The following is a 13,145-nucleotide window of genomic DNA, read 5'->3' as shown; positions in this document are numbered from 1 at the left end:
AACAAGCGAAATATTCATTTTTCAGTGGAAATAGATTATTACTAGAACATTCAAAACTATATCATTACTGAATATTCTTGCTTTAAATCATGATTCTGGTAATATGTAAACCGGTATTCCGCAGTGGAACCCGCCATTGATTGGCTTAATTACAATTCAGAAGAAATCGAACAGATGTCAAACCCAAAGCCGCTTTGCGAAGCGTAAGCTGACTCTATATTGTTGAAAATTCTTGTATCCTGCATAATGCCAATCGTTTTCCTGATCACTGGACAGTATGAACTTCGATACTAGATTATTCAATTACAGTATAGGATTTTTGACTCTTCTAAATAATGTTGTAGTTTTTCCTGCGTGCTCTCATTTCAACATCGAGGTTTCTAAAATCTTTTTGCAGTGATAAAAAAATTAAGCCTTGAAAGGTTGCTGTAGAATTGCACCCTTTCAAGGCTCAGTACGAATCGCATACTTTTTTACTAATATATCATTATTTTCTATTTATTAGTTATCATTATTTGAAAACGGTCCTGGCAACGGAGTAAGGTTTGCTGCACATGCATCGCCCACGCATCCATTAAGTGGGCAAGCATTAATTCCACATGCTGCTGCTCCGCAACCATCTACTCCACAAACATTAGCTCCACATACTGCTGCCCCGCAGGCATTTCCACCACACCCTACATCAGCTAAACATCCAACGCCTCCAACACATCCGCCAGCTCTAGACTGACCATATCCATTTCCTATGTATTCGCTACCCATAGCATTTCTCCTTTCTTGAATAAGTATGCTCTTCGTTATGTAAATAATATATTAGTCACAATATGTAATAACATATGCCAACCTTTAATATACCGTTTTAACTTTCATAACTTATACTATACGTCCATATCTAATTTATCCAAATCTACGATTTCGTCTGATATAGATATAAATTCTGAATTATGCGATATTAAAATAATTATTTTATCTCTTTTTATTTGATTTAAGTAGACTTGTAAACATCTTATGCTCTCTTCATCTAATGCAGATGTCGGCTCATCTAAAATAATTACCGGTGGATTTTTATATAATACCCTTAATATAGAAAGTTTTTGTTTTTCTCCTCCAGACAAATTTGAATTTTTTTCTCCAATAATGGTCTCTAATTTCTTTGGCAGACTTTCTATGAATGAATACAAATTTATCTTTTTTGCTATATAAAACAATCGCTTTAAATCTATGCTGTCTTCACTATCCATTGATACATTATATCTTACCGTATCCGCTAATAACACCGGTTCCTGTTCACATATTCCAAAACACATTTTTCTTGTTTTATAAATATCAATTTGATCTAAAGATAAAGCATCATAACATATCTCACCTGCATATTCTCTATTATAGAACCCTATAATCAAATCTACCAAAGTGCTTTTCCCTATTCCATTTTTTCCGATGATGGAATATATTTTCCCTTTTTTAAATTCTAAACTAATATCACGGAATATACATTTCTTATCATAACAGAACATTATATTCTTTAATCTTATTTGGCTAATATCCTTTAACTCTACCCCAGCGTTTTCATCACTTTCTAAATCTAATATCTGCTTTAATCTTGTATATGCCACTTTATTGTCCTGTATTGTCTTTGTTAATGAAAAAAAATATCTCGAAGCTTCCATCATTATACCAAAGTAACTCAGCATAATTGTTAATTGACCTACACTAAGTTTACCCCTAATAACTAATGCCCCACCCATTATAAAAATTCCTATTTGAGCTAAAGACATTATCAAAGAATCTAAACTTGAAAATAGATACGAAATCTTTTGATATTGAAGACTTACTTTCAAAATATTTTGAAACTCTTTCTTTAACCGACTTAAAAAAGCTTCATATATAGCCTGCATTTTTACAAAGAGAATATTATCAAATTGCTCGAATAATTTTGAAAAATAATTTGCTTGTGCTTCTGTCAAAATAAATTGTGCTTTAAAAAGGATTTTCTTTAATATCTTATACGATAATGCATAAGCACATATTATGGCTATAAATAGCAATGTAATATTGCAACTAAATTGAACCAATACAAAAATGGACAGTAAAAGTTTTAAACTATTTATTAATATCCCTTGTACAATATTGATGCAAAATGTAATAACCTGATTAGAATCATTGTTGACTCTTTGGTTTAAATAAGCCATATTCTGCTTTTTTAAAAATGAAACTGGCAAATGTTGTATGTGGCGTATCACATCACTGTTCAAGTCATAGCCCATTTGAGTTTGCATCTTTATATACACTCTATTAACAATATACCCTATCAACTGATTAAAAACAAAAAGCCCGAAAAAGGCAAAGCAATATCTATAAATTTTACTGATATTATCCGCTACTATCAGATAATCAATAAAATTGCCGCTTATATAGGGAGAAATCATAGAAAACATACTACTTGTAAGACACAGCACCCCATAACAAATCACGCTATACTTATTTTTTATCAGATACTTTCCACACATTTTAAAAATGCTTGCCATAACTTCTCCCTCAGATTACTAATCACAATTTTATTCTTGCTTTTTTAGGATTATCCATAAGATAGAATACTGATAGTTCTTCCCCCTCTTTTGGGCAACTAGTACCTACTCCAATAAATTTTCTTTTTTTATAATTAACACCAGAAACACTATATTGCACAGTAATAACCGTTGGAAAATCAGCTCCATCTAATAAATGTGTTCGAATAGGTTTTTTATTAATTTTCAACCACCATAATCTATTAGTTGAAATTACTGTTCCTTTAGTGCAAGCTTCCATATATATTACCCCCAGTTTTATATTTTCCCCTTAAAATACCGTAACACCTGCTTTTCAAGTACGCCTTTTACTTTAAAGCACCCTTTCGAGTGGTAACTATTAGTTTCGTTATAACTAACCACCCCACATCCACCACCACAAGCTGGTAAATATACACATTCTTTACATTCTTCATTCTCTAATGGGTTATGAGACATCCAATCATAAAATGAATATTTTATGTTATCAATATTACCGTTCTCATTAATATTCCCCATCAAATGTTGCTCATCCCCTGCATGTTCCCAACATTTATATAATTCACCATTGGGAGTGACAGTAAACTGACTATCAGCATATAATCCACAATAAATCCATCTATGAAATGGTTTTGTATATAAAGTAAACCCTTCCATTTCAGCCTTACTCCATAATTTACTCAATACCTCTCCTACAATACTTTCACTTAAACAATTCCCTGAATATGCAGAACATGCTTGCGTAGAACCTCTAACGATTCCAAAGTCAACATTGCAATTTGTTAGACCTTTTCCATTAATTCCAAGATATTCCAAAAGTGTACTCACTTCATCCAAATTATTCTTATCCACATTGATTCTTATAACCGTATGTATATCGGCACATTTATTGTTTAGCAATTCTAAAGCCGAAATAATCTGTTCAAATGAACCTTTTCCATCCTTATATTTTCTTCTTGCATTATGCGTATCAGGCATACCATCAAGAGTTATTTGTATCTGCTGACAATTATAATTTATTAATTGGCTTACTATCTCTGCTGTTAATAAAGTTCCATTCGTTATTATCCCTGATGCAAACTCTATATTTTTTTCTGCACAGAATTTCTTTAATGCATCTAAAATATAAAATCCACATTCTATATTAAGTAATGGCTCTCCTCCAAACAGATTAATATACATACTTTTTGAATTTCTTGCTTTTGCTTGGTTTATCATAAACCCTATAAATCTATCTGCGGTTGCTTTATTCATTCTTGTTGTTCTACATCCTGCCCCCTCATAGCAATATATACAAGCTAAATTACATGCCCAAGTTAGCAGTACTGTTGCCGATAATACACTATTATTGAATCTTGTTTGGTTTTGAATGTAGCTAAAATATCTATTTTCTTCAACCTGATCATCCACAATAATTCCTTTTTTCAAAAAATCATCATATAATTCTTTATTAAGTTGATCTGGTAGATTATTATCAATTATTTCTTCAACACCTGTAGATATTTTAAAACACTCTCCTGAAAGCGTATTAAATAAAACTCTTTTATTCCCTTCTTTGATTATCAGATTAAATTTAGAAAATTTCATGTACACTTCCTCCTTGTTGCCTACATAAAATTATAGTATTTTTTAACTTTAAAGTTACTTGTTACCTAAACCGTATCTCCTTAATCATCATGTCATCGTAAATCTCTATTAAGATTCGATACTTAGCCATGCACTTCCATCAATACAATCATTTAAACAATCTACCTGTATTTTTCCGCAATCATCACTGTACACATTAACTTCTTCCTCTGTCAGTTCCAACTTTTCATTCATACTATTACCTCCTTAATTTTCCGTATGTAAAACAATTTTAAATATATCCCTTTTCTAATTTAACGACTACAACTTATGTCTATTTTGCATTTTTTTCTTCCTACATGGATTCACTATCTTTCTCCCATACATTTCTTTATTTTTTCAAGATATTGAACATAATTTTCAAGTTTTTCTCTATTTTTATCCTGCTGTTTGTAATAAAATAGCACATATTTAAACATTGCTTTTGCAAAAATACATTTACGGTCATATTCTCCTTCCGAAGCCATACATTTCCCACCACATATATAACGATAATCGCATTCCTTACATATTTCTTTATAGTCCACACAAAATAACTGCTTTATTTCATCTTCCTTCAGCAAACAGTCTTGAGTTTTCAAAATCTTTTCAGAACTATCTGTAAGTATATTGCCCATTCGAACCTGATTCTTTTCCATACACTGACACATATAAATATCGCCTTCCGGGAAAATTGCCATAACTTTTCCATAACCCCCACAAGAATTTCTTACCTGAATCCTTTGGTAAAAGGCTTCTCCTATTTTTTTATTCTCGTATCCCTGTTTCAATATATATTTTGCTATCTTCAGGTTCATATCAAGATGTTCCATATCTGATAAAATTTTAGAGTTTTCTTTCGCCCTACCCACGGATGAAACAATATTAAAAAGAACATTAATGTCATATTTAGCAGCTATATCAATCAATCGATACAAATCCACTTCATTAGTTTTCTCATAAATAAAGCTAAGAACCACCTTTATTCCAGCTTGCTGACACATCTCGATATGATTAATTAGCTGCTGCTCCTTTTCAGGCGTTCCAAACATGTGCATGGTACTGAAATCAATTTCGTCTATATATCCTTTGAGTTGTTCTGTTAATTCTTTGGTGATTGCAAGACCATTGCTCTGCAGTGTTATGGGGCAAGTCAAACCATTTCTTAATGCTTTTGCAATTTCCACAATTTGATCTTTAATCAGTGGCTCTCCACCTGTAAGAATCATTTTATGTGGTTTATTTTTCTGAAAGAACGGAATCACCTTATTCTGTATATCCTCCAGCTTAAATTCTTTTTCTGGACGAAGCTTGTCGTTTGCACTGATCGCACAAAAATCACAATTCATATTACATTTCCTGGTTACCATCAAATATACCGTATTGATTTTCTCATGATTATTTTCTATTTCCTTTATAAATTCAGTTTGCTGCTTCCATACAGGGAATAACTTTTCCTGAAACTCTGGTTTATCTAAATTGTCTGCAAATCTTTTACTTACCCCCAGGCAGACTTTTCCTACCGGATCAATTAAAGCCACTTTTTCTCCCTCAGTTATCTTAATAAACTCATTCATCTTACTTTCCATGACGTAAATATCTCCTTTCATATTCTTGTTTCAGCTTTTCAAGCTGTTTTTCAGTTAAGTTTGTTTGAATCAGATGATACATCCACTTCGTCATTTCACAATTCACTTTTATAGGTTGATATACATTTTGGTGAATTTCATAATTTGCCACCTGACAGCCTCTTGTTTTACAATGTCTAATATATTGACATTCTTTACACATTGTATCCTCTTGATCCTCTAGGTAAATAATCTCTCGAATCCTCGGAACATCCAACCCGACTTCTACAGAACCGATTTTAAATTCTGGAAGTTCCGCACAAGTATAAATCCCACCATCCGTTGTTACATAGCAAGTTGTCAAACCCGCCTTACATGCATAAAATGGACATGGAATCAGGAATGATTTCAGATATTGTTCCCAGAGATTCCAGAAGATTACTTCTTGATTTTTTTGTATATATGCTTTATATAAGCCAAATACTTTCTCTATCTGCTCTCGTAATCCCTGTATCTGCTCATCACTCCAGGAGCAATAATAATCAATTCCTGATTCTAATTTTTTAATTCCTAAATCAAGCAAAAACTGGAAACTTTCTGCATAATATTGATAGTTATTACTTGTCACAACACTGGCTACCGAAATCTGATTTCCTGTTTCCTGCTCATATTTTCTCAATAACGGAAGATTCTTCATGATTTTTTCAAAACTTCCATTTCCTGCATAGTCTCTCCTGTTCAAATTCTGAACATACTCAGGACCATCTAAACTCACCTTCACCTCAAATGTATTTTCCACAAAAAAATCAATTATCTCATCTGTAACTAACGTTCCATTTATCGTAGTACTGAACTTGCATATTAAGTTTGTTTCCTGGCATTTTTTCTTCGTATAATCTACAGCATCTTTTATCAGATTAAATGCCATAAGAGGTTCCCCTCCAATAAAGTAAACCATAAGTGTCCGATCATGCTGCTTATTTGCTTCATGCACAGCAATATCGATTACCTTTTGAGCCGTTTCTAAACTCATGTATGTATTTTTCTTCTCGCCCAGGTAGCAGTAAGTACAATTCAAATTGCACTTATTTATAATCTCTAATGACAATGTATACATTTTCCTGCCTCCTAAACTGTAAATTGGTTCAAATTTCTATTTGTTTTCTTCTGGAAATCCAATCTTTCCACCATATTAAATAAGGGATATCGCAAAACAATTTCTGTCTTCGGATGTTCCATGGCATATATCCTGATTCTCTCTTTATACTCACATATTTCCTGATAATTGTTGTGATCAATAAATAGCACCGGATACTGCTCTGCTGTTTTTTTATTTCTCAATTTTTCCATTCCACTTTCAAAAGTATCACATCTCTCTGTTCTCGTAACTTCCCGTATGAAACGCTGCTCTAAAGGTTCTTCTATACGGTTCGTTAGAAAATAACATTGTTTCTGCTTCAATGTTTGATATGGATAATAGTGATTCAAAGTGTTGAGAGTAAACTGTAAAATTGCCTGTTGATACTGTTTCTCATAGTTACTCAAATAGCCTGTTACCACAGCACAGGCAAGGCTATTTCCTGGATGTAGAACCGGTATTCCTAAGTGATATAAAAAGAAAAGCCCACAAGAAAAAATTACATCATTTTTCTTTTCATCATATTGAAGCACTTGTACCGGTTTTTCCATATCCAGGCATCTTACTCCCATTACAAAGGGGAATGAAGCTGGATAGGTTGCTTCTGCTTTCTGATTGGAATATGCAGCCACAATCAAAATCCCCTTTTCTATAGCTGCCCTACACACTTCCTCGATTTCTTTGTGATACTTGTACTCATCTCCCATACTCATATTAATTATATCTACCTGTTCCTCTATCAGTAATTCAATACCTTCTATCATATCCAGAACCGTACTCTTTTTGTTCTTCCTCACAATGGGTACCAGAACAATTTCCGCTTCCGGGTTTTCCTTTAAAATAAAAGAACAGACATATTCCGCATGGGTAAATCCAAAGGTATCTTTACTGTATTCCTGACCATTCCACTTGCAGTCTATTTTTACAATTTTCTTATCCAGAAAAAAAGGATTATCAAAAGATCCATTGGAATCCAACACACCTATCCTCACTTTTCACTCACCTGCCTTATATGCATCTTTTCCAAATCCACGATAATATCCGCTTCTCGCAATTCTTCCAGATTATGCGTAGAAAAAATAATAATTTTCTCCCTTGATAATTCATGCAATAATTGATAAAAACGCCCTCTTCGCTTTTCATCAATATTTGCTGTCGCTTCGTCAAAAATCAGAATTTGTGAATTTTTCAAAATATTCCTCATAATATCCAAACGTCGCATTTGTCCCTCTGAGAAATTGCATGGATCTATCTTTATCTCGGTATCCCATACCATTTCTAAAGTATGCATTTCATCATACAAATCCAAGCACTTTGCCACCATATCCATTTCTTCCTCCGAAACAGTATGTAGTAATCCCATGTTCCGTCTTACTGTATCATTGAAGAACTGTGTACGCTGCATAACATATCCTGTATTTTCCCAATAGCTGTTAATATCTAATTCCTGTAAATCTGTGTTATTTACAACTACTTTTCCCTCTGTCGGCTGATACACACCTGTTATAATTTTGAACAAAGTGCTTTTACCCTGTCCACTTTTCCCATGAACACCGTAAAGAGTGCCTTTTTCAAAATTCAAATTGAGGCGGTCAAATACCTTCTTATTTGACTCTGGATAAGAAAAACTCATCGCTTCTAAGGAAATGTTGTTAACTGTTGTTATTTTCTTTCTGTCTCCTTGTTTCTGATCCGGATACTGAAGCAGACCATTGATATCCTTTAAGGAAACTACGGCTGTATGGTACTCGTTAGCAAATTGTGCAATTCCAATAATAGGATTCATAATAATTGTCTGGTAATTCATCAATGCCATAATGGTACCTATGGTCATATTCCCTTTAAATACTTCTTGTGCACCTACTACCCAAATTATGACTGTTCCAATAAACTGAATTACAAGTATCGTAGATGTATTCAATATGTACAATAAATTCTGGCGATTCGTCTCTTTTTTATATTTCTGGTTTTTCTCAAAGTACCTATCATGCACATATTGCCCACATTGAAAGAGTCTTGTAATAAACCAATTATCATAGGTATTTGTCAGCACACTGGTGATACTATTGTATCCTTCCAGAACTTGACTACTGGTTTCCTGTATCAATTTTCCTAGAATTCTGCTGATAAAAGGAACGATGACAAGTAAGATAATATTAGATACGGCAATTCCCTTATGGATAGAAAACATATACGGAGGAACCACTACCAGGATAACAATGTTAGAAATCAGTGTAATAATGCTTGTGATTCCACATTGTTTCACTGCTGAAACATCTTTATCCACTTTTAGCAAAATGTCACTTAGCTTTATCTTCTCAAAAAAATTTACGCTTACTGTTGATAATTTATCTTCTACCTTTTGTCGCATATCTGCTGCTATCTCTTCCGATATGACAGCCACAACATAACGCTGTACATAATTCATAAGGTAGTTTAGAAGTAACATTCCCAGGAACACCGCCAGAAGAAGCATAAATGCAGATAAACTGGTACCATGCGGATTTCCCAAATCATCTATCACTTTTCCCTGCAGCTCTGGACGCACCAAAGAAACCCCAGCTGTTAACACAATTATCGCTATCGTTAAAATGTAATAAGGTAGTAGCTTTTTCTTAAAAGCATACTCTTTTAAAAATCCAAGATATGGGCGTTTTTTTTTACTTTTCATTGCTTAACCTCTGGGCAATCTTCTCACCAAACTCACTGAATTTTAAATTTTCCTTCTGGATATAGTCTATATACATGCCTAATTTTTCTCTAACTATTTCAATCGGCTGCTGTAAATAATATTCAAGAATTTGTACCATTGCCTTATAAAAGATATGTTCAAAGATGCACTCTGCATCCGATGGTACATTAATCTTCCCTGTATTGACAAAATTCATATACCCACATTTCATACCATGACAAAAATCTCGGATTGTGCATCCCTTACATTTCGGATCGTTTTTATCAAAATTAGATATTGCTATTAATTTTGCCCTTCTTATGTCGATACCTTCCTTGATATTTCCTATACAATATTTTTCATTACTTGTAAGAAATCCGCATGGGTATATCTGACCATTCGGAAATACCTTAAAGTTTCCAATTCCAGCATCGCACATGCCAAAGCAGTTCCCAAAATCACACAGCATATTAAACATTTTTCCATCAAATTGATCAATGGTAAAAACTCTGCCCGCTGCAGCCTCATTCAAATAGTACTGCAAAATTTGTCCCACCTGCTTTTCAAATTTTACCTTCAGCTCATCAGATATTTTTAAATATACATCCATAATCATACAGATGTTATCCAGATTATGCTCATGCAAGTAACGGATATTTTCGAACATAAACGGAATGGTATTTTCTGTGACTGTCATTCTTACAGAAAAATTCAATCCACTATCCTTTACCTTCATGATATTCTCAAAAATTTTGCCATAGCAAGAAACTCCATCTTTTGCAATTCTGTTTAAATCATGGGTTTCTTTATTCCCATCAAAGCTGAGGCGTACTGTAAAATGATATTCTTTCATAAATGCAATGAACTGATCATCCATTAGGGAACAATTGGTAGTAATATAATACTTTACTTCCCTTTCCGGATAATTATTTTTGATATAGGATACTGCTTGGTAAATTAAGTTTTTCTTCAGCAAAGGCTCACCGCCTAAAAAATCAATCAAAACTTTCCCTCTATCCCCATAATTCATAATAAACTCCAAAGAATCCACAAGTGTTTTTTCATTCAACTGATAGTGGTTATGATAGTCCTCATAGCAATATTGGCATTTTAAGTTACAATCTGTCGTTATATAAAGCGTAAAACTAAACATTAATATTTCTCCTTTGCTTGTATTTTAAAAATAATTGTAACCAACTTTTCGCATTTATCCATATAATTTGCTTATTTTATATATTTCAGTGCTTACTCTAAAAAGATCCTGGCATTTGATTTCTCAATACCAAGATCTTTTTAACATTATTTATAAATTCCAACTTCCTTACCAAATTTATACATATATTGAGTTACCGTCTGTATAGCATGCTGTACAGATTTTCTACCTGCACTATCATAGGAACTTTCCTTTTGAGCCTCCGCCGCAAGCCCTTTCGCATATTTTGCTGCTGAATACATCAAATCTCCTGTTGATGTATTTAATGCAGTTGTATATACGGAGGAACCAAACGAATTTCCTGCTATTGTGTAAGATTTACGGTTTTTATCAACATATTTTTCAAAAGCGGAATGATTGCTGTTTACTGCTGTCAAGTTCGATGCATGATGCGGTTCGTTTAAGTCCGATACATAATGGGTGCCTTTTCCTAAGTTTGACATAGCCAATTGTACATCCCCTGCACGATACGCATTGACTGCTGCCTGAAAATATGACTCTGCTCTTGTCCTAGCTGTCGGAGATTTTTGACCAAGCCAGTTTTTTCCAGTATCAGGATCATAAAAGTGTCCTGCAAAAGTTCCTGCATCTGTTTCATTTCCAAGTTTATCCGGCCAGTCGGTTGCCTCCATAAGAATAGATGAGTTAAGCTCACCATTGAATGCACTATTTCCCTTATCATTGCTCAGAATTTTAAGTGTGTTTGCAACAATATACTGATGTGTATGATCTACACCACCAGACGAAAATCTTTCATCTGGATTTGTACCATGCTCAATCGGAACTCCTTCCCCGTAAAGTTCATCAGAACCATTCGCAATATCCTGCACTTTTGTTGGAAGTTCTGGCTGTTCCGCTGCCATAACTGGCATCGTTCCCAATAAAGCCCCCACTGATACCATGGCAATAAATAGTTTCATTTTTTTTCGCATACCCATGCCTTCTTTTTTCTTTATCTTACATCTTAATATAAAAAAGAAAACAATATTTGACTAAATTGCGTTTTTTTTACCGTATTTGGATATAAAAAAGTGATACTTACTTTCGTAAATACCACTTATTATTCTATACTTCGATAGGAATAAGAATCGATACTGAAAACATATCATCCACCACATTAGATGATACCTCTCCCCCATATTCTCTCACAACACGCTTAATATTCTTCACTCCAAATCCATGATTTTTTTTATCTTCCTTTGATGTTTCCATTACCAAATTTCCACGTAAAGCTTCTGCCTGGCTTTCTCTCAAACTGTTTTCACATATAATAGATAGAAATCCTTTTATTTTTCTAGCCTTTAGCTGTACTAAACATTCTATTTTCGGATTATCCGCTTTCATGAGTTGGCATTCTCGTAGTGCATTGTCGATTGTATTTGAGACAATCACACATAGATCTTCATTTTTAACTCGCTTAAATGGTGTAAAGTCTGCAAATACTTTAAACTCAATCTTTTTTTCAAGAGCTTCCAGTCTTTTTGCATGTAATAGGTTATCAAGAAATGCATTACCTGTTTTATAATAGCTTTGATAAATGTCCAACTTACTTTCAATTCCATCTATGTATTCTTGCTTCTGTTGATAATCCACATTCCCTCTTAATGCCTCCAAATGATTTTTAATATCATGAGAAATCTTTCTAATGTTTTCCATATCATTGGATTGTTTCATATAATAATCGTATTGTAAGCTCATCTCGCTAATCTGCAAGTTCTTTTCATTCTCAATCTTTTTAACATTCAAATAATTTTCAAGAACAACAATATTACAAACAGTCCCCATAAACACCACAATACACACAGCTATAATAGTTATTATTGACCATACATTGTCAACAATCATCCTTTTGTCGTTATATAACTGATCCGCACATATTGCCATTACTACTATATTGATAAACAACGGAATAATAATTGTAACAACGTTCAGTCCAGAAAGTAATAATGGGATTTTATTTACAATCTTTTTTATTACTAAATTCCCAATAATAATTACTATTTCAGCAATCAAAATCATATGGATTTGATATTTTTCAGACAGATCTGCTAATATTCCATCACTGCTATATCTATAGAAAAAAATGCAACTAATCAGTTGACCTAAAAGTATAACTGATAAGAAAACGCTCCCAAGTAATAAACAATATTTTATACTATACTGGAATAGAAAATGTCCTATAATCATAACTATAATGATAATGCTTACATAATTATATACAATATGTAGTTCTGCTCCATTCGCCATCATTCTAAAAAGCACTAAACTCACAACGCAAAAAATTAACGAATACTTACTCCTTACAGCATTATACCTTCTACTTTTTCTTTCACCGAGCATGAGATATAATATTAATAAAATATTGAGTACAGAAAATATGTTTTTTAATATAACTTGTCCGTGCACC

Annotated in this window: 12 protein-coding genes; all 12 read right to left on the bottom strand. The window is 33.2% G+C overall.

Going from position 1 to position 13,145, the window contains the following annotated elements:
* Window positions 1-501 precede the first annotated feature (501 nt).
* The gene (locus BN3261_RS01130; protein ID WP_004223774.1) at window positions 502-762 is read right to left on the bottom strand and encodes a Cys-every-fifth RiPP peptide CefA; all 261 of its coding nucleotides are present in this window, start codon (window positions 760-762) and stop codon (window positions 502-504) included.
* Window positions 763-878: 116 nt separating this feature from the next.
* Window positions 879-2,525 (bottom strand): ABC transporter ATP-binding protein, encoded by a 1,647-nt coding sequence (locus BN3261_RS01125; RefSeq protein WP_059085272.1) that lies wholly within the window; start codon window positions 2,523-2,525, stop codon window positions 879-881.
* Between the two features lie 22 nt (window positions 2,526-2,547).
* Window positions 2,548-2,805 (bottom strand): hypothetical protein, encoded by a 258-nt coding sequence (locus tag BN3261_RS01120; protein WP_059085271.1) that lies wholly within the window; start codon window positions 2,803-2,805, stop codon window positions 2,548-2,550.
* A 17-nt stretch (window positions 2,806-2,822) separates the two neighbouring features.
* Window positions 2,823-4,130 carry a Cys-every-fifth radical SAM/SPASM peptide maturase CefB gene (locus BN3261_RS01115; protein ID WP_004223784.1) on the bottom strand — a complete coding sequence of 436 codons (1,308 nt, stop codon included), beginning with the start codon at window positions 4,128-4,130 and terminating at the stop codon, window positions 2,823-2,825.
* 108 nt (window positions 4,131-4,238) lie between these two features.
* Window positions 4,239-4,364, bottom strand: a complete 126-nt coding sequence (locus tag BN3261_RS18070) for a hypothetical protein (RefSeq protein WP_004223787.1) — start codon at window positions 4,362-4,364, stop codon at window positions 4,239-4,241.
* A 113-nt stretch (window positions 4,365-4,477) separates the two neighbouring features.
* Window positions 4,478-5,737, bottom strand: coding sequence for a radical SAM/SPASM domain-containing protein (locus tag BN3261_RS01110; protein WP_227218295.1), 1,260 nt, complete (start codon window positions 5,735-5,737; stop codon window positions 4,478-4,480).
* The gene (locus tag BN3261_RS01105) at window positions 5,727-6,833 is read right to left on the bottom strand and encodes a radical SAM/SPASM domain-containing protein (protein ID WP_092073171.1); all 1,107 of its coding nucleotides are present in this window, start codon (window positions 6,831-6,833) and stop codon (window positions 5,727-5,729) included. The genes BN3261_RS01110 and BN3261_RS01105 overlap by 11 nt, the downstream gene beginning before the upstream one ends.
* 11 nt (window positions 6,834-6,844) lie before the next feature.
* A complete protein-coding gene (locus BN3261_RS01100; RefSeq protein ID WP_235812408.1) occupies window positions 6,845-7,834 on the bottom strand; it encodes a S8 family serine peptidase in 990 nt (329 codons plus the stop codon).
* Between the two features lie 8 nt (window positions 7,835-7,842).
* Window positions 7,843-9,525 carry an ABC transporter ATP-binding protein gene (locus BN3261_RS01095; RefSeq protein ID WP_059085269.1) on the bottom strand — a complete coding sequence of 561 codons (1,683 nt, stop codon included), beginning with the start codon at window positions 9,523-9,525 and terminating at the stop codon, window positions 7,843-7,845.
* Window positions 9,515-10,678 (bottom strand): radical SAM/SPASM domain-containing protein, encoded by a 1,164-nt coding sequence (locus BN3261_RS01090; RefSeq protein ID WP_059085268.1) that lies wholly within the window; start codon window positions 10,676-10,678, stop codon window positions 9,515-9,517. The genes BN3261_RS01095 and BN3261_RS01090 overlap by 11 nt, the downstream gene beginning before the upstream one ends.
* A gap of 146 nt (window positions 10,679-10,824) precedes the next feature.
* Window positions 10,825-11,670 carry a zinc dependent phospholipase C family protein gene (locus BN3261_RS01085; RefSeq protein WP_227218293.1) on the bottom strand — a complete coding sequence of 282 codons (846 nt, stop codon included), beginning with the start codon at window positions 11,668-11,670 and terminating at the stop codon, window positions 10,825-10,827.
* 133 nt (window positions 11,671-11,803) lie between these two features.
* Entirely contained in the window at window positions 11,804-13,144 is a 1,341-nt protein-coding gene (locus BN3261_RS01080) for a sensor histidine kinase (protein WP_227218292.1), read from the bottom strand.
* Window position 13,145 lies beyond the last annotated feature (1 nt).

The sequence above is a fragment of the Blautia massiliensis (ex Durand et al. 2017) genome, assembly GCF_001487165.1.
In the GTDB taxonomy this organism is placed as follows: Bacteria; Bacillota; Clostridia; order Lachnospirales; family Lachnospiraceae; genus Blautia_A; species Blautia_A fusiformis.
This window is presented reverse-complemented; position numbering and strand designations above follow the sequence as displayed.

Coding starts and splice junctions, on each gene's coding strand:
- BN3261_RS18070 (WP_004223787.1), bottom strand. CDS start 4,364: ATGAATGAAAAGTTGGAACTGACAGAGGAAGAAGTTAATGTGTACAGT.
- BN3261_RS01105 (WP_092073171.1), bottom strand. CDS start 6,833: ATGTATACATTGTCATTAGAGATTATAAATAAGTGCAATTTGAATTGT.
- BN3261_RS01115 (WP_004223784.1), bottom strand. CDS start 4,130: ATGAAATTTTCTAAATTTAATCTGATAATCAAAGAAGGGAATAAAAGA.
- BN3261_RS01110 (WP_227218295.1), bottom strand. CDS start 5,737: ATGGAAAGTAAGATGAATGAGTTTATTAAGATAACTGAGGGAGAAAAA.
- BN3261_RS01120 (WP_059085271.1), bottom strand. CDS start 2,805: ATGGAAGCTTGCACTAAAGGAACAGTAATTTCAACTAATAGATTATGG.
- BN3261_RS01130 (WP_004223774.1), bottom strand. CDS start 762: ATGGGTAGCGAATACATAGGAAATGGATATGGTCAGTCTAGAGCTGGC.
- BN3261_RS01085 (WP_227218293.1), bottom strand. CDS start 11,670: ATGCGAAAAAAAATGAAACTATTTATTGCCATGGTATCAGTGGGGGCT.
- BN3261_RS01095 (WP_059085269.1), bottom strand. CDS start 9,525: ATGAAAAGTAAAAAAAAACGCCCATATCTTGGATTTTTAAAAGAGTAT.
- BN3261_RS01090 (WP_059085268.1), bottom strand. CDS start 10,678: ATGTTTAGTTTTACGCTTTATATAACGACAGATTGTAACTTAAAATGC.
- BN3261_RS01125 (WP_059085272.1), bottom strand. CDS start 2,525: ATGGCAAGCATTTTTAAAATGTGTGGAAAGTATCTGATAAAAAATAAG.